13 protein-coding genes are annotated in these 18,546 nt (G+C 56.4%); 6 read left to right on the top strand and 7 right to left on the bottom strand.

Annotation, left to right across the window (positions count from 1 at the left end; translation table 11 throughout):
• Positions 1-21: 21 nt before the first annotated feature.
• Positions 22-831, bottom strand: a complete 810-nt coding sequence (locus RBB81_RS19680) for an MIP/aquaporin family protein (RefSeq protein ID WP_179584855.1) — start codon at positions 829-831, stop codon at positions 22-24.
• 221 nt (positions 832-1,052) lie between these two features.
• On the opposite strand from RBB81_RS19680, the gene RBB81_RS19685 reads away from it, so the two are divergent.
• Together RBB81_RS19685 and RBB81_RS19690 are read left to right on the top strand one after the other, a co-directional pair.
• The gene (locus RBB81_RS19685) at positions 1,053-1,694 is read left to right on the top strand and encodes an O-methyltransferase (protein WP_353071815.1); all 642 of its coding nucleotides are present in this window, start codon (positions 1,053-1,055) and stop codon (positions 1,692-1,694) included.
• Between the two features lie 17 nt (positions 1,695-1,711).
• Complete coding sequence (locus tag RBB81_RS19690; protein ID WP_353071816.1) at positions 1,712-3,034, top strand: ArnT family glycosyltransferase; 1,323 nt, start codon at positions 1,712-1,714, stop codon at positions 3,032-3,034.
• Between the two features lie 41 nt (positions 3,035-3,075).
• Here RBB81_RS19690 and RBB81_RS19695 read toward each other — a convergent pair whose 3' ends face one another.
• Positions 3,076-3,879: a glycosyltransferase family 2 protein gene (locus RBB81_RS19695; RefSeq protein ID WP_183787731.1), complete on the bottom strand. Its 804-nt coding sequence runs from the start codon at positions 3,877-3,879 to the stop codon at positions 3,076-3,078.
• A gap of 167 nt (positions 3,880-4,046) precedes the next feature.
• Between RBB81_RS19695 and RBB81_RS19700 the strand changes: the two genes are divergently transcribed.
• The 3 genes from RBB81_RS19700 (at position 4,047) to RBB81_RS19710 (ending at position 9,107) form a co-directional block, all read left to right on the top strand.
• A complete protein-coding gene (locus RBB81_RS19700; protein ID WP_353071817.1) occupies positions 4,047-5,762 on the top strand; it encodes a multicopper oxidase family protein in 1,716 nt (571 codons plus the stop codon).
• A 231-nt stretch (positions 5,763-5,993) separates the two neighbouring features.
• Positions 5,994-7,937 (top strand): alkaline phosphatase family protein, encoded by a 1,944-nt coding sequence (locus RBB81_RS19705; protein WP_353071818.1) that lies wholly within the window; start codon positions 5,994-5,996, stop codon positions 7,935-7,937.
• Positions 7,938-8,027: 90 nt separating this feature from the next.
• The gene (locus tag RBB81_RS19710; protein ID WP_353071819.1) at positions 8,028-9,107 is read left to right on the top strand and encodes a YncE family protein; all 1,080 of its coding nucleotides are present in this window, start codon (positions 8,028-8,030) and stop codon (positions 9,105-9,107) included.
• Between the two features lie 60 nt (positions 9,108-9,167).
• Here RBB81_RS19710 and RBB81_RS19715 read toward each other — a convergent pair whose 3' ends face one another.
• Positions 9,168-10,268, bottom strand: coding sequence for a radical SAM protein (locus RBB81_RS19715; RefSeq protein WP_353071820.1), 1,101 nt, complete (start codon positions 10,266-10,268; stop codon positions 9,168-9,170).
• Between the two features lie 210 nt (positions 10,269-10,478).
• Between RBB81_RS19715 and pulA the strand changes: the two genes are divergently transcribed.
• A complete protein-coding gene (gene pulA / locus RBB81_RS19720; RefSeq protein WP_353071821.1) occupies positions 10,479-14,276 on the top strand; it encodes a pullulanase-type alpha-1,6-glucosidase in 3,798 nt (1,265 codons plus the stop codon).
• Between the two features lie 97 nt (positions 14,277-14,373).
• Here pulA and RBB81_RS19725 read toward each other — a convergent pair whose 3' ends face one another.
• From RBB81_RS19725 to RBB81_RS19740, 4 genes are all read right to left on the bottom strand, one after another.
• Positions 14,374-17,013: an ABC transporter permease gene (locus RBB81_RS19725; protein WP_353071822.1), complete on the bottom strand. Its 2,640-nt coding sequence runs from the start codon at positions 17,011-17,013 to the stop codon at positions 14,374-14,376.
• 22 nt (positions 17,014-17,035) lie between these two features.
• Complete coding sequence (locus tag RBB81_RS19730) at positions 17,036-17,344, bottom strand: PadR family transcriptional regulator (RefSeq protein WP_353073955.1); 309 nt, start codon at positions 17,342-17,344, stop codon at positions 17,036-17,038.
• 173 nt (positions 17,345-17,517) lie between these two features.
• Positions 17,518-17,793, bottom strand: a complete 276-nt coding sequence (locus tag RBB81_RS19735) for a hypothetical protein (RefSeq protein ID WP_218892481.1) — start codon at positions 17,791-17,793, stop codon at positions 17,518-17,520.
• A gap of 237 nt (positions 17,794-18,030) precedes the next feature.
• Positions 18,031-18,366: a hypothetical protein gene (locus tag RBB81_RS19740; protein ID WP_179584869.1), complete on the bottom strand. Its 336-nt coding sequence runs from the start codon at positions 18,364-18,366 to the stop codon at positions 18,031-18,033.
• Positions 18,367-18,546: the final 180 nt, after the last annotated feature.

The raw sequence follows: 18,546 nt of genomic DNA on the forward strand, positions 1-18,546 counted from the left end.
ACGACTTACCTGCATCGAACGTTATGCCTTCATGGCGTCGAGCAATGCTTTCTTTCTCGCTGGCAGAAAGGGCCGGATCAGAAGTTGGTAGGTTCCGCCGCCCACAAGTCCTCCGAGCAGCGGCGCGACGATTGGAATCCACCAATAACTCTGTGGCGACGGCAACGCAGAAGCGCCCCAGCCCATGAGAAAACAGAACAGTCGCGGTCCAAAATCGCGAGCAGGATTGATCGCCCAGGCCTCCAGGTAACCCATCGAAGCGCCAATCAACGCCACCAGAAAACCAATCATCAACGCTCCCGCATTCGCACCGGGCGCCATTTCGTTGTACTGCTCAGTAATCGCGAAAATGCCAAAGATCAAAAATGCAGTCAGGATGATCTCGTCGCTAAAGGCGTGCATGGGCGTAATCGCCAGGCCGGGGTGAGTGAAGAAGACCCCCGCAGCCCCGCCGGCCGCTCTCGTAAGGTGATTCGTCAGATTGAAGTTGTCGATCACTGGGGAGAACAGTGTGTATACGATCCCCGCGCCCAGAAAGGCTCCGGTCACTTGCGCAAGGCAATACGGGATCACTTTACTCCAGGAAAACCGCCGGTATACCGCGAGTGCCAGCGTAACAGCCGGATTACCGTGGCAACCACTCACCGAAGTCGTCGTATAGATAGCGATCGTTACGGCCAGCCCCCACGCAATGCACACTCCCCAATATGCCTGCTGGTAGGGGCTTGGACTATAGAGCGTGTACATTGCCGCGACCGAGTCGCCGAAGGCAATAATGATAAACATAGCCATTGCTTCCGATATCAGTTGCCCCGCGAACGTCTTACTCATGCAGCGTTTTCTCCTGGCTTGCTGTTCGATTTATCTCACTCGGGAAGAGCCACAAAAGTCGGAATTGCGGCTGCCCGCTCGTTCGCCATTATCTACATTTTTTTCATTGCGCGGAGGGTTGCCGCATAATGCTGGTCAAAATCCGGATATCGACGAAGTTCTTCGTCCACTCCTCGTTGCTCCTTCTAATCCCGCATAATGGAAGATTAGGGAGTCTTCGCATGGGTTTATTCAGCAAAAAGATAAAGCAGGAACACAAGATCATGCTCCAGCATGATCGCGCCGCCGGGACGCTCCAACCCGAGTCACACCGCGCCACCCCCGAGTGCCCCCAGCCCGAGCGTTGGAGCATGATCGACTCCATGACCGCCGAGCTCGAGGTCCTGGAGTTCCTTGCTACTCTGGTCACAACCATAAAGCCCATGCTGGTCGTTGAAACAGGATCTTTCCTCGGCGTTTCCACAGAATGGATTGCGAAGGGCCTCGAACGCAACGGCTTCGGCAAGGTCATCAGCTGCGAGTTTGACCCGGTCGTTTACGCTCGCGCGAAGGAACGACTTGAAGCGTCCCCGCTCAAGCCCTGGATCGAACTTCGCAACCAGTCCAGCCTTGAGATGAAGATCGACGGCACGATCGATCTCTTCTTCTCGGACTCCGACATGCCTATCCGCGAGCAGGAGGTCAAGCGCTTTCTCCCCCAGATCAATCCCAATGGCCTCATCCTCATGCACGACGCCAGTTCGCACCACAAAGTCGTCCGTGACGCGGCGAAGTCGATGGAATCGGAAGGTCTTCTCTCCGTCATCTTCTTACCTACCCCTCGCGGTCTTGTCATCGCGCAGCCTCGCGTCGGCCGCAGCTAAACGCGGGGAATCAGCGAATGCCAAGCCCACAGACACAACGACAGTCCCTTTCTTTTCGAGCGCCTTGGCACATCTTCTGGATCGGACTGCTCCTCCGCGTCCTCTACATCACTCTCGCCCACACCTATCGCATCCGCCCGTCGGAGGATCACCTTCAGTTCGGCTGGGAGATGGGCCGCATCGCCCGCGCACTAGTCACCGGCTTCGGTTACGCTGACCCCTTCACTGGTCATTCCGGGCCCACCGCATGGGTACCGCCTCTGTATCCTCTGCTGCTTGCCGGCGTCTTCAAGATCTTCGGCGTCTACGCCGCAAAGTCCGCCTGGGTAATCCTGACCATCAATAGCATCTTCTCCGCAGCAACGGCTCCACTTATATTTGAGATTGCCGCAAGATGCTTTCGACCCACCGGACGAGCTCGTAACATCGCCCTGTGGTCAGCATGGCTTTGGGCGCTCTATCCTGCCGCTCTGCAATATGCCGTTCACTGGGTCTGGGACATGGCCCTTACAGCTCTGCTGTTCTCCGCTGTAATCACTATTGCCCTTCGTGTTCGCAACATAGGCGAAGATCCTCCAGAGCCGAACCCTCAAACCAACGTTCGATGGTGCCTCTTCGGACTTTTCTGGGGAATGATCGCGCTCCTGAACTCGACCATTCTCCTCTTCCTTCCAGTCTGTGGTGTATGGATGCTCCTTGGTGCAGCGAAGCAGAAGGCGACGCTCAGCCCCGCAATTGGAAAAGCCATCATCGCAGCACTTATCTTCGTCGCCTGTCTCGCCCCGTGGATGATCCGCAACCAAAAAGTATTTCGCGCCTTCATCCCGATTCGCGGCAACCTCGGCGCAGAACTGCACGACTCCGTTCTCGACTCCTATAACGGATTCACCGTCGGCACTAGAGTGCCCGTCTGCGACGTCTGCCCGGAGTATCTTGAATACAAAAATATGGGCGAATACGCCTACGTCCAGCGTGAAGGAAAGCTCGCGCGCGAACATATCCGCACCCACAAACTGCGCTTCTTCGAACTCGCCCTCAAGCGGTTTTATTTTTACTGGATCAGCGTTCCCAAACCACCCGAAAAAGGAGTTCTCAACGAAGCTTTCCGCGTTCTGAACTACAGTTTTGTCAGCCTCGCCGCGCTTCTAGGTCTTTTCTTGGCGCTGAAGCAACGCATCCCGGGAGCCATCCTCTTCGCGTGGGCTTTTGCACTTCTACCGCTTACCTACTACTTCGTCACCGTCCAGGCACGCTTTCGCCACCCGCTCGAACCACTCATGACCATTCTTGCTGTCTATCTCTTCCAATCCGCCACTCAGGTCATCGAGCCGCGACTTTGATATGAGGCCGACATAACATCGCCCTCATGAGTGTGAATGCTCTAGGTGTCACCTGCATGACTCCCGATCTGCCACGCCTTCGCATACTTCCAACTGATATAGGCCGAATGGTAAAGATGAAGTAGTAGCCCCTCGCGACCGTCCAGAAAACCCAGGCGAAACCCAAAGTTCCAGACAAACGTCAGGATCGGGACCAAAGCAACATTCCAGCAGAAAGCTACCCACGAACGGCTGACCTTCCCCTTCGCAGCAACGATCTGGCCGCCAAGACTGCTATACCGGTTCATGTGTTCAAGATAGATATTTAAATCGGGATAGCCATGGTGGAGAAAGTCATTCTTCATCGTCTCAACCCCACCCGCAATCTGCACAGACTCATGCACCGGGCGATCGGTGAAGCAGACCGCACCAGAGCTGGTCATACGACGAAACAAGCGCAACTTAAAATCCGGATAGTAGCCCCCGTGACGCATCCAGCGCCCGAGAAAGACATGTCGCAGCCGAAGCCGGTAGCCATCTATCTGCGGCAGGGCCTGAGGATCTACCTCAAGCATCTGACCGATCTCTCTCTGAAGCTCAACCGTTAGCTCTTCGTCCGCGTCAAGCGAAAGAACCCACGTACCCACACATTTTTCAATAGCAGAGTTCTTCTGTTTCGCAAAACCCTTCCACGGCTCCGTAAAGACCTTCGCTCCGAACGACTTCGCAATCTCCGACGTACGATCAGTCGATCCCGAATCCACCACCACCACTTCATCCGCAAAATGCACGCTAGCGAGCGTCCGCGCGAGGTTGGCTTCTTCATTCAGCGTAATGATGGCAACGGATAGTGTCGACCTCGGCATGTCTCTTCATTCTATTTGCCTTCACGCCGAATTCGGATACCTTCATCGTGTCGTAACAAAGTCAGACTACTGTTTTCTTGGTGCAGGAAGATTGAAAACAAGCAGATTGAACCGCGATTAATGGACTGTCCCCTCGCAATAATCCCATCCGGTCCCGGCCGCATACGATGCTAAGCAGACGTCGCCTTCTCCAAAGGGGCCTCACCACCGCTGCTGGGTTCACCCTCAGCAAGACCGTGCCGGCGATGCAACAGGCGATGGCTTCACCCGCGCAGGTACGCAGCGGAGTCAAGCTTACGCCCTACGTCGATGCCCTTCCCATTCCGCCAACTATCCGCGCAACCGGCAAACTAGCCGAAGTCATCGACATCGAAATGCGCCAGTTTCAACAGAAGGTGCATCGGGATCTCCCGCCCACAACCCTCTGGGGATATAACGGATGCTGGCCCGGTCCAACCATAGAGGCCGAAGGCGGCAAACCTCTCAGCGTCAACTGGATCAGCAAGCTCCCCTCTACGCATCTGCTTCCCATCGATCACTCCATCCACGGAGCCGAATCGTCCCTGCCTGCTGTCCGCAATGTGGCGCACCTCCACGGCGCCTGCACAATGCCGGACGACGACGGCTACCCCGAAGCATGGTTCACCGCGCAAGGCGAACATGGGCCGCATGGGTCAAAGTTCAACCCGCGCCCCTCTGCCTATCCCAACTGCCAACCTTCTACTGCCCTCTGGTATCACGATCACTGCCTTGGGATCACTCGGCTGAACGTCTACGCTGGTCTGGCAGGCACCTATCTCATTCGCGACGACGCGGAGAGAGCACTCAATCTGCCGCAGGGCGACTTCGAGATTCCCCTCATGCTGCAAGACCGCCTCTTCCACCATGACGGCTCCCTCTTCTACCCGAAAGTTGTCAACGGTCCGAAGGAACACCCGGTCTGGATTCAGGAGTTCTACGGCGACTACAACTGTGTCAACGGGAAAGTCGCACCGTTCCTCGAGGTCGAGCCACGCAAGTACCGCTTCCGCATCGTCAACGCCGCTAATGCACGCTTTTACCACCTGCGACTCTTCAACTCCAACGCTGCCGGCAAGGTTCAGAATGACTCCTTGGACGTGCCGTCCTTCCAGCAGGTCGGCACCGACGGCGGTCTGCTCCCTGCCCCTCTCGAACTCCACTACCTCCTCATCGGACCAGCCGAGCGCTTCGATATTGTCGTCGACTTTTCCAGCTGTGAAGGCAAATCTTTCTCGCTCGTCAACGACGCCCCTGCCCCCTATACGATGGGCGGCCAGTACCTCACCGAGGACGTCATGCTCTTCAAGGTGACCAAACCTCTCTCGGGCAGAGACACCAGCGTAGTCCCTGAAACGCTCGTACCCTTCGAGCCGCTCTCCCCCAACTACGAAACCCGGGAGCGTCTCCTCCTCGTCTCAGAAAAAGAGCGCCCCTCCGACGGCTACGTTATCATCGGCCTTCTGGGAAATGCGCGCTGGCATGAGCCCATCACCGAAGATCCGAAGGCCGGTTCGACCGAGATCTGGTCCTTCGTCAACACTACTGGCGACGTTCATCCCCTGCACGTCCACCTCGTGCGCTTCCAGGTCTTGAATCGCCAGGCCTTCGACGTGCCAACCTACCAGCAGACCGGTAAGCTCGTCTTCACCGGAAAGCCAATGGCGCCAGAAAGCAATGAGCGCCCCGCTTACAAAGATACGATCAAGTCCTACCCAGGCTATGTCACCCGCGTCATCATGCGCTTCGATCTCCCCCACGGAGCACCGGTCTCTCCCGGCGACGAACTCCTCTACGTCTGGCACTGTCACATCCTGGAGCACGAAGACAACGAGATGATGAGACCCTACAAAGTCGTCGTCTAGATCGCAAGATTCAATCTTGCATCGCTTGAACAGTGAATACCGAATGAACGGAATGTTACTTTTCAAAATGATATTTGGCGCGACGAAATGCGACGAACAATGTAATCGTAATTATTGATCATTTCATTTTGGCGTGACACATCAAGCATGCTGATACCTCTACGGTTATCCCACTGAGGTTGTATTCCCCAACGGCTCAATCCGTTCCCTCAGTTTTCCGGAGGTATCACTTTGAAACGTACTGTCAACGCCCCTAACGGGACCTTGAAGTGCGGCGCGATGATGTTGATTGCGCTGCAAGTGTTTGCGGGACTGCCACAATCCGCCTACGCCCAAACTGCTGTCCCCGAAACAAAGACCCCCATCAAGCACGTCATCATCATCATCGGCGAAAACCGTACCTTCGATCACGTCTACGCGACCTACAAGCCGAAAGAAGGCGAGACCGTCTCGAACCTCCTCTCCAAAGGCATCGTTAATGCCAACGGCAAGCCCGGCCCAAACTACTCCTTCTCCGCCCAGTTCTCGGCCCTCGACACCACCACCGCCGACAATGGAAAGTATTCCAACAGCCCTCAGTCCAAGAGCATCTACAGCACGCTCCCGGCGGCTCTCGCTGGAGGTCCTGAAAAAGCCAGCGAAACCAGCGCTCCTTTCACTACGCTCAAGGTCGCCGAACTTGCAGATACCGGTCTCGCTGCTGGTTATGACAAGTTTCTGTTGACTGGCGCAACCGGTATCGCCGGCGGCAAGCCCGACACTCGCATTACGAACGACACGAACCTGCGCGAAGGTGTCTTCCAGCTCAGCGGACCCAAAATGCCGTACGACGCCTACACCAACAGCCCTGTGCACCGCTTCTTTCAGATGTGGCAGCAGACGGACTGCAACGCCGACTACGCCACCGAAGACAACGCCAGCGGTTGCTTGAACGACCTCTTCCCCTGGGTTGAAGTCTCGGTTGGCACCGGCGGCAATGGAGCCAAGCAGCCAGCCAACTTCAACGAAACGACCACCGGCGAAGGCGCCACCTCCATGGGCTTCTACAACATGGCCCAGGGCGACGCTCCGTACTTCAAGAAGCTCGCTGACGAGTACACCATCAGCGATAACTTCCACCAGTCCGTCATGGGCGGCACCGGCGCCAACCACATCATGTTCGGCTTCGGCGACGCCATCTTCTACACCAACAGCAAGGGCGTTGCCGCGAAGCCCCCAACCAACCAGGTGGAGAACCCCAACCCCCAGCCCGCCACCAATGACTTCTATGATCAGGATGGCTACGGCGGCGGCAGCTACGTCAACTGCGGAGACATCAGCCAGCCAGGTGTCCCTGCAGTGACCAACTACCTCCAGTCCCTCAAGCGGCCAGTGAAGTCCAACTGCGTCAAGGGTGACTACTACCTCGTCAATAACTACAACCCCGGCTACAACGGCGACGGTACCCTCACCTCGCAGTACTCGCCCTTCACCATTCCACCAACCAGCCAGAAGAGCATCGGCGACGACCTCGTCGCTCACAATGTTCCCTTCAAATACTTCGGCGAGAACTGGGATCTCTACGTAACCGATCCCACCGAGTCGAACTCCTTCGATGCGTATTGCAACATCTGCAACCCCTTCCAGTACCAGACCCAGTTCATGGGGACCCAGGCCGCCCGCCAGACCTACATCGCGGACACGACTGAGCTCTATGAGGACATCGACACCGGCAACCTGCCGCCAGTCTCCATCGTCAAGCCCAGCGGCTTCAACGATGGTCACCCGGCATCTTCCAAACTCGACCTCTTCGAAGGCTTCACCAAGAAGATCATCGACGGCGTCAAAGCCAACCCGACCCTCTGGGCCGACACTGCTATCTTCGTCACCTTCGACGAGGGCGGCGGATACTATGACTCCGGCTACATCCAGCCCGTCGACTTCTTCGGCGACGGTACCCGCATCCCTCTCATCGTTGTGTCGAAGTACTCTGTGGGCGGCCACGTCTCGCACGAGTACGGCGATCACGTCTCACTCATGAAGTACATCGAGAAGAACTGGGGACTTCCAACCATCTCCGACCGCAGCCGCGACAACCTGCCGAACCCGATCCAGAAAGCCAGCAGCCCCTACGTCCCGACGAACAGCCCAGCAATCGGCGATCTAACGGATGACTTCCAATTCTCCTCTAAATAATAGCTAGTCTCATTCGATCAACTCTTCGACGGCCAGCCAAACTGGCCGTCGAAGATAACTTTCTAAATAGGTACTTCACCGATAAATCCAATGAATAACACGATCCAACATCTACAAAAACTAACGTCGAAGACGATTCCCTCAGCGATCTTCTTCCTGGTAACCCTCTCCTCTTCCCTGCTCTACTCAGCCAGTCCTACACCTCTGTCACAGTTTCATGTACGAGACCAATGGAACCTCGGCGGCACAGGGGGCTGGGGTTATATCGTTCTCGACGCGCCTGCCCATCGTCTCTACATTCCCCGCACCAATCGCGTGATGGTGGTCGATACCGACACCGGCAAACTGCTCGGCGAAGTCGAAGGCATGAAGAACATTCGCGACATCGCCCTCGATGACTCCGGAAAATACGGCTACGTCACCGACCCGACCGACGGATCAGCCGGCTTTGTCCGCGTCTTTGATCGTTCCAGCCTCAAGCTGGTCGCATCGGTGCCCACCGGAGCCGTTCCCGCTGCCATCGTCTTCGACCCCTCTTCAAAGTCGATCTTCGCCTTCAACTCGCACAGTCACAGCGCAACCGTCATCGATGCTACGACCAACCAGGTCACCGCCACCATCCCGCTTGCCGGACGGCCAGGCTCAGCAATCACCGATGGAAACGGAACTGTCTTCGTGACCCTTCCAGCCCTCGGTGAGATTATCCGCATCGACGCTGCCTCGAAGAATGTCTCGGCTTCGTGGCAACTAACGCCCTGCACCGGACCCAGCGGACTCGCAATCGACAGCGTACGCCATCAACTATTCACCACCTGCGAAGACCACAAGCTGATCACCCTCATTTCGAAAACGGGTCAAGTAGCCGCTATCGCAGATGGTCCCGCAAACGCGGGAGACCTGGACTTCGATTCGCGCCACAATCTGCTCTTCGTCGCGGACACAACCGGCACACTTTCTATCTTTCGCCGCGAATCACTTCTCAAATACTCTCGAATTCAGCAGGTCAAAACCCAACCCGGTGCCAGAACCATGATCGTCAGTCATAATGACGCCAAAGCCTATCTGGTGACTTCCAAGTTCGGCCAGAACACGGGCGCTGCATCCGAAGAACTACAGTTTCGGCCAACTCCAATCCCCGGCAGCTTCTCTGTCATCGTTGTCGGACGCTAACAAAAAAGCCGCACCCCGGAAGATCAGAGATGCGGCTCACAGTTCGCAATCATCCTCAAACTAAACCGCAGCCAACCACGGTGGCTGCCCCAACGAAACGTGTCGATACTCCGGCGAGTATCCAAGCCCACGCGCGTAGTTCAATATCCTCTCGAAGTCTAAGCTGATCGTCGCGCCTGCCTTCTGAGTTACTTCATCTTCGATCGGAAGATCGAAGTCATCCGCGCCATAGTTCAACCCGACTAGCGCATGCTCATTCTGAGTAAGCACCGAAGTACGTATTCTCGGAATATTGTCCAGGTAGATCCGACAGAGAGCAAGATGGCGCAGATACTCCGCAGTCGTAATCTCGATACCACCAATCTGCGTGAAGTAAGGTTTATACGTCCAGCAGAGAAAACTTCCCAGTCCTCCAGTCTCATCCTGAAACTGCCGCGTTCGCTCGAGATGCTCAAGCCTCTCCTCGAGGCCCTCATCAAATCCGATCACCATCGTCGCCGTCGTCTTCAGCCCAGCTTCCACAATCGCCCGCTGCGCTTCAATGTACTGCGCCACCGTGTACTTAAACTTAGAGTGCCGCGCACGAAAATCCTCGGTCAAAATCTCCGATCCACCGCCAGTGATCCAACGGACGCCTGCATCCTTCAGCCGCGTCGCCGCCTCCGAATAGCTCAGCTTTGCGTGGTCGGCCAGATACATGAACTCCGCAATCGTCAGTGCGTAGAACTCCAGCGCATCCCCATATCGTGCTCGAATCGCAGCAAATAACTCGCAGTAGTAACTCAACGGCAAATGTGGATTGAACCCTCCGTTGAAGGCCGCCAGATCCCCGCCCAGCGCAAGCAGCTCATCCAGCTTCGCAAATACTTCCTCGTGGCTCAACACGTACCCGCCGTCCTGGCTAGGTAGTTTGTAAAAAGCACAGTAGTCGCATTGCGCTACACATACGTTCGTATAGTTAATGATCCGCATCACCATATACGTACAGGAACCCGGCGCATGAAATCGCCCGCGCACCCCGGCGGCAAGCGAGCACAACTCGGCATCGGACGCGTTCGTCCAGAGCCATCGCGCATCATCCCGTCCAATCCGGGAACCCTGTGCGACCCTAGCGGCAATCTCGGAAAACGTACTCGCGACCGAAGCGGCAATCTGGCTCATCCTTCTAGTCTAGTTCGCCAGCGCCAGCCAGACCACTCGCAATCCCAAAAGCAAACCGAGGGGACAAAGAAAAGGGCCCGCAATTCTCTTGACACTGGAAGTTCAATTCAACTAGTGTCGCGGCGCTGCTATTGGGAGTCTTAGACGAACGCTGACCGTCCGCGCCGTTGACTCCAAACGAAACCAGCCAGTTTCTCCGGGGAGCCACTCATGAAATTCGTTACATCACGGCGTTTTCTGCGCAAGGCAGGATCCCACTTCTTCATGCTTCTACTGTGCGTCTTTGCAGCAGCCCAGGCCTTTGCGGATCCAGCCATTCCAACCGGCGATATACGTATTCACTACCACCGGCCGGATGGCAACTATGCCGGTTGGACGATCTATGCCTTTGATAACACAACAGAAAACACTGGCAACTATGGCGGCGGCCCAGTACAGGTCACTGGCACCGACACCTTCGGCGCGTACTTCGACGTTGGAGTGACCTCCGGCGCGCAAGAAGTTGGCATCATCATTCACAACCCGACGGCATCGGGCGGAGACCAGAAGGACACTCCCAACAATCTCTTTGTCGATCCCGCGACCCAGGGCATCGAGTACTGGGCATACTCCGGGATAGCCAAGCTGTATACCACTGCGCCGAGCCTCACGAATCCCACCGCGCTGCTGCCCGGATATGTCCGAGTTCACTACCACCGGACGGACGGCAACTACGGAGGCTGGACGATCTATGCCTTCTATGACACCACGGAGTTCACCGGCGACTACAACAGCGGACTCGTCCCCGTGACGAATACTGACGCATACGGAGCGTATTTTGACGTAGCGGTTGTCCCGAACGCGCAGAACCTTGGGCTCATCATTCACAATCCCTCCGCGCCTGGCGGCGATCAGAAAGACCCAGGGCCGAACGAATTTGTCGATCCTTCCACGGAAGGCTTCGAGTACTGGGGCTACACCGGGATCGGCAAGCTCTACAAGAGCCCACCCAGTCTCACCAATCCCACCGCGCTCCTGCCCGGGTACGCCCGCATTCACTACTTCCGGCCCGACGGGAACTATGCGAACTGGACCGTCTATGCCTTCAACGACACAGCGGAGTACACCGGCGACTACAACGATGGACTGACTGGAGTGACCAGCCATGACTCCTACGGCGCGTACTTCGACATAAGTCTGATTCCCAACCCGAAGGACCTCGGATTCATCATCCACAACATCTCTACCGGGGTTAAAGATCCCGGACCTGATATGCATCTGGATGTCGCCACCAATACCCAGGCTTGGGTGATCTCAGGCAACGCGACTGTCTTCCTCACAACTCCGACTCCTACCCAGATACTGGATAGTCTTCTGAACGTAGAGCAGGCATACTGGCTTGATCGCCAGCGAGTGGCCATCCAGCCGCAGTTTGCTCAAAGTGGTGACACCTTCGCGATCAGCTCCAGCCTCACCGGCGGCCTGTCTGTAACTCCCACCGGCGTCACTGGAGGCACCAATATTCCGCTCACCGTTGGCGGAGCCCTGACTGCAGACGAGTTGCTACGCTACCCGCAACTGAGTGGATACACCGTCCTCCAGCTACCGGAGAATACGCAGCTCTCGACCTTGCAAACCGCGCTCGAAGGACAACTCGCGTTTTCCGCGGTCGGTTCCAATGGAATGCTGCAGTATGCCACTGGCATTCAATTCGCAGGTGTTTTGGACGATCTCTACTACTACCCCGGCAAGCTAGGCGTCGTCTTTCACCATTGGGACGACAAAAACTGGCGCGATTGGCCCGACGACGAGGACTGCGCCGTCAAGCTGAAGCTCTGGGCCCCCACCGCGCAGAACGTCTCCCTCCAGCTCTTCGATCACGAATCCGACACCGCGCCTTCCGCCGTCGTCACGATGCATGAGCACGATGGAGTATGGGTAGCGAAAGGCGACCCCAGCTGGAAAGATAAATACTATCTCTACAGCGTGAAGGTGTGGGTGTCAGCCGACGGCGCGGTGGACACGAATGTCACCAGCGATCCCTATTCGATCGATATCGCATTGAATGGCACCAAGAGCAGAATCACAGATCTCGACTCCGACAGGACGAAGCCCGCAGGCTGGGACGAGGAGACGTCACCTCCGCTAAGAAGCGTCAGCGATATGAGCATCTATGAACTGCATATTCGCGACTTCAGCGTGAACGATCTCACAGTTCCCTTGGCTCACCGCGGCATGTACGAGGCCTTTGAGGACCAGGGCTCGGACGGCATGAAGCATCTTCGCTCGCTGGCCGAAAGCGGGCTCAAGGCAGTCCACATCTTGCCTTCGTTCCACTTCGCCAGCGTGAATGAAGACAAATCCAAATGGATCATTCCCACCGGTCTGGGGGTATATCCACCCGATGGCCAGCAGCAGCAGGCAGCAGTAACCGCCAGCCAGACCAGCCCCGCATATAACTGGGGCTATGATCCTGTGCACTACTTGACGCCCGAGGGTAGTTACGCGATCAATCCCGATAACCGCGTGCGCGAATATCGGGTCATGGTTGACGGCCTGCACAAAGCCGGTCTGCGCGTCGTCCAGGATGTCGTCTTCAATCACACCAATGCCAGCGGCGAGGGACCTAACTCCAATCTCGACGAGGTGGTACCAAACTACTATCACCGCCTCGATGCGAATGGAAACCTCGAAACAGGTTCGTGCTGCCCGGATACCGCAAGCGAACATCGCATGATGGAAAAGCTGATCATCGACACCCTCGTACTCAACGCGAAGGACTACAAGATCGATGGCTTCCGCTTCGACATCCTTAGCTTCATGTTCACTTACAACGTGCAGGCCATCCAGCAGGCCCTTCAGGCACTCACTCCCGAGAAAGATGGTGTCGACGGATCGAAGATTTATTTGTATGGAGAAGGCTTCAACTTCGGAGACACCGCGAACAATCAGATAGGCCCCAATGCCTCGCAGATCAATCTGTATGGTTTTGGCGTTGGAACCTTCAACGACCGCATCCGCGACGGCATCCACGGCGGCAGCCCGTTTACTGATGAGCGCGTGCAGGGCTTTGCCACCGGGCTCTTCACCGACCCAAGCGACTACACCAACTCAAATCCGCCGCTAAACGGTCAGCAAAATCAGTTGTTGCAGTACTCTGACTGGATCGATGTAGGACTCACGGGAAATCTGCGCGACTACAGCTTTACCGACAGCGCCGGGGCAACAGTAACCGGAGCCCAGGTGCTCTATAACGGACAACCAACCGGATACACCAAGAGCCCAATCGAAGCGGTGAACTATGCCTCAGTCCACGACAACCAGGACCTCTTCGACAAGGTGCAGCTGAAGTCGAGCTACAACGACAACATTGCCACTCGTGCCCGCAGGCAGTTGATGGGCATGAGCCTCGTAACCCTCGGGGAAGGAATTCCGTTCTTCCAGGCAGGCGACGACCTGCTGCGCTCCAAAGACATGGACCAGAACAGCTACAACTCCGGAGACTGGTTCAATAAGATCGACTGGAGCGGTAAGACCGCAAACTGGGGCATCGGTCTGCCCATTGCAAGCCAGAACCAGGCCCAATGGCCGATCATGATGCCGCTGCTCAGTAACCCCTCCTACACCCCGCTTCCGGCAAATATCGCATACAGTAAAGCAGCATTCAGTGAATTGCTGCAGATCCGCTACAGTTCGGAGTTGTTCCGCATGCCCACATTTGAGGAAGTGCAGCGGAACCTGACGTTTCTGAATACAGGTTCAAACCAGACGCCGGGGCTGATCGTAATGAATCTCGATGCGAATGGTGGAAGCTACGGAATCTACAAACACATCCTGGTCGTCTTCAATGCAACCAATGCATCCGTGACGTTCACCAACACTCATCTCCAGGGCTTGGGCCTGCATCTGCACCCGGTGCAGCGAAACTCCAGCGATCCCGCAACTAGGCAGTCCACGTTCAACTCGAAAGAAGGAACCGTTATAGTCCCGGCGCTCACAACCGCTGTCTTTGTCGCCGAAAGCGAGTAGGCACCCATCGCCTACAACGGTGTCCGTTCAAGCGCGTGAGAGCACGCGAATCAAAGAGATAACCGCGCTGCGCACGCATTCGCGTTCTCGGCGAGCACTACTCCGTGCGCAGCGCTTTTATCGGATCGACTCGAATTGCGCTCCGTGCCGGAATCGCGCATCCGATCAGCGCCACCATGGCAAGAAGAATCGCGATAGACCCGAAGGTCAGTGGATCATCAGGTCTGATCGCGAACAGCATGCTAGCCAAGAGTCTCGTTGAGAACATCGCCACGATAGCCCCCGCTGCTATTCCGGCGATCACCGGAATCATGCCACGCACCAGCACATTGTGCAGAATCTCCCCTTTCGGAGCGCCAAGTGCGATTCGTATCCCGATCTCCTTAGTCCGATGGGCCACCGCTAACGCAAGTGTTCCGCTTACCCCCACCACGGTGATGAACAACGCCAGCGCTGCGAACAGACCCAACAGCGTAGCCGTCACCCTGGGAGTTCCCAACTGCGCGCTTCGCAGCTGATCCAACGTCCGGATCTCGGTCACCGGCTGGTGCGGATCGATCTGGTGAATGACATCGGCGATCTGGTTGGCGGTGTGCATCGGATCGACACGCGTTCGTACCAGCAAGTGAGCGTCGGTGAGAGAAGGAGACTGATCCTGCGGCAGATAGATTCCTTCTTTCAAATCCTTATCAAGTCCATATTGATGAACACTGCTTGCCACTCCAACCACAGTGATCCATGTCTTACCATTGTCTGTCGACACGTGACGGCCGATTGGATCTTCCGTAGGCCAGTAATGTTTTGCCATGCGCGCGTTAACGATAGCTACTGCCGGAGAGTGTTCCGTATCCCCATCCGTAAATGCCCGCCCCGCAAGAATCGGCACACCGAGCACACGAAAATAGTCGGGACTTGCGAGTTCAAAGTCCACCTGCGGCATCAACTCGCCCGGGTTCAAAGCCCGTCCCTCCAGCTGCACACCTCCAGTCATTGTGCCCATGTTGCTGTTGAGCGGGACCATCACGCTCACTGCAGCGCTCTCGACTCCGGGCAGTCCCGTTACACGGCTCAGCACCTGGTGGAAGAACTGATTCAGCTCTGTGCGTTTCGCATATTTGGTCCAATCTAAACTGATACGCATCGAGAGCACATTCGCGGTCTTGAATCCCGGGTCAACTGACAGCAGCTTGTGCAAACTCTGGAGCATCAATCCCGCACACATCAGCAGCACGAAGGAGAGAGTTACCTGCACCGCAACCAGTGCCTGGCGAGCCCGCGTCACTCCTCCGCTCCCGACTGATCTTTCGCCAGAGCCAGTCAGGACACTCAGACGGTCGCGGCTGGCTACAAATCCAGGGAGTGCTCCAAACATCACACCCGCAATAACCGAGAGGGCAGCTACAAACAGGAACACCCGACCATCAAGGTGAATCTCTCCCGACAGCGGTGTCATTCGTGCTGCATAAGCGATCAACAGCTTCGATCCAACCGCCGCAATTCCAAGTCCCAACACCCCTCCTGCAAGGGCCACCACCATGCTCTCGGTAAGAAGTTGTCGAAAGATATCCCAGGAGCTCGCACCCGTGGCCATGCGAATAGCCGTCTCCTGAGATCGGCGAAGTTGTCGCGAGATGGCCAGATTCGCCAGGTTCGCGCACGCCAGCAGCAGGACCAGTACCGCCGCTCCCAGAAGCGTCAGAAAAGTAGGCCGCGCCGCATGAGTCAGCTCCTGCTCCAGGCCGGTCATTTGTGCCATGACTCCTGCGCCCGCCGGGTAAGATTTCGGATAACTGAGAGCCAGCCGATTTGTAATCGTAGCCAGATCACTCTGCGCCTGTGTTGCCGTCACCCCCGGTTTCATCCGCGCGAAGACCGTCACCATCCGCATATCCCGGTCGGCGATCATCTTCGGATTGGACCGGAAGGGGCAGGACGTCGTCGGCATGTAAACATCGTTTGCGTCCGGATACTCCGGAAGTGGCGGAAGTACACCAACCACTGTATGAACGCGATCATTCATCTCGAACATGCGGCCCAGTATCTTCGGATCCCGGCCAAAATTCTTAACCCAGTACGCATAGCTAAGTACCAGCACAGGCTCCGCTTTCGGACTTTCATCTGCCGGTGTGATCAGCCGCCCCAGGACAGGCTTCACTCCCAGCACGTCGAAGAAGTTCGCAGAGACCACCCCTGTACTCACACGCTCCGGTACCTTTGCTCCAAGCAGGGTAAAGGTCATCGAATGATATTCGGCCAGATCGGAGAACACGTGATTCAGTTGGCGATACTCCTCCACCTCCGGCACGGAGAATCCAATCGGATCCGTTCCGACGCGCGCTGCCGTCTGTTCAACATGCACGATCTGACCTGGCTCCGCATAAGGCAGCGGGCGCAGCAGCACTCCGTTGATGACAACAAAGATCGCCGCGTTCGCACCAATTCCCAGCCCAAGCGTCAGAATCGCCATAAACGCATATCCTGGACTGCGACGTAACGTTCGACATGCATAGCGCACGTCGCGCAGGATATTCTCAAGCGGCGCAATGCTATTCCTCCGCCAAAGATCCTCGCGAACACGTTGCGGAGAACCGAACTTCAGATAAGCCTGCCGTCGCGCTTCTTCTTCGCTCATTCCGCGAGCAAGGTTCTCATCGCACTCCAGAGTAAGATGATTCTCCATCTCGAGACCCACCTCTGCATCGCTTAGCCGTCTTTTGAAAAATCTGCGTAAGCTCATCTGACTTCCTTTCGCGTTACACTTACTCCCCCATGACGAGGCCGATTGCACGCACCATCTGTCGCCAGCGATTCGTCTCCAGCGTCAGATGTTTCTTCCCTGCCGCAGTAAGCCGATAAAACTTCGCTTTGCGATTGTTTTCGCTTGTGCCCCAATACGCCTGAAGCCATCCGCGATCTTCAAGCCGGTGAAGCGCAGGATACAGTGATCCCTGTTCAACCTGCAGTACGTCCTCTGACGTCTGTTCGATCACACGCGCGATGGTGTGGCCATGCGCCGGCCCCATCACGAGCGCCTTGAGGACCAGCATGTCCAATGTTCCCTGGACCATCTCGCTGTCTTGTTTTTTGCTTCGGTCCAAAGCCACTCTCCACTCGAACGTCTATGGGGAGAAAGATAACACCACTCGACCGTCTATGGGAAGCGAAGGCTACCGCAAACTATCGCAAAGCCTACGAAGCCCCCCACTACAATCACCACCCGTTAGCCATAGCAAGCTGTCGATCAGGCAGTAGCCTTGATCGGCGGCCCAAGAAACTCCACACCCCATTCCGCGCCATAGGCGTTCAACATCGACTGCTCCGGACGCCCTGCCTTCCTAATCTCTCCCAACCCAGCGAAAAACTTCATCGCATCCATCGCCGGCAGCAGCAACACCAATTGCCGCGACGGGCGGTCGCTCACATTCACGAAGGTATGCGCCACGCCTCCCTGACAACATCTCCCGTCGTAGCCCGAAATCTTTCCCTCCACTTCATACAGATACTCTCCTTCAAGCACCCAAACACCTCAGTCTCAGAGTGACGATGCAGCGGCGGCCCAAACCCCGGCGCATTCACCGTCTCCATCAAAGTAAGCGCCTCCCCGGTTGCATCATGCTGCAGCCGCACCGCGAGCTCGAGCCCATCGCAGGAATCTTCACCATCGAAAGTTCATCGGTGGTCGAATGAACAAACTGAACCGGCATAGCGATCCTCCTCCTCAATTCAAGTGGCAACAAACGTAATCATTCCTCCATCACTTATCCGTATCCTCAAACGCATACCGTCCCAGCGCAAACGGACGCGAAACCGCCGGCTTGCTGTCCAGCGGATAAGAAGGATAAGGATCGACGGTCCCTGTAGGGAAACCCCAGATCTTCCCGGTCCGCAGATCCACGACCACCTTCCCGTACACCTGCCCCGTCCCATCCGGATACCGCAGATTCTGCACTCCCGGCTCGATGTAGAGCGCATGAGCCGCCGCCGAGTCAGCCGCAACCGTTGGAGGAGACACATACGGCCTCGCAGCGATCGCAACCAACGCTATCGCAATCACGGCCAGAAGAATATTTGTCAGCACATCTTTTCTCACGAGAACCTCCCTCACCAACCAAAACTCAGCCGCAGCTTTATTCCCGTTTTGGACGAGAACCCGCACGTAAAGCCTCACCAGAGAGAAATAATTCTCACGAACCTAACACTCGCAACATCCCCGCCGATATAGCCCCCATGTTCTCAAAGCCGAAGTTCTCCGACGGAAGATTCTGTCCCC

The organism is Tunturibacter gelidoferens, assembly GCF_040358255.1.
In the GTDB taxonomy this organism is placed as follows: domain Bacteria; phylum Acidobacteriota; class Terriglobia; order Terriglobales; family Acidobacteriaceae; genus Edaphobacter; species Edaphobacter gelidiferens.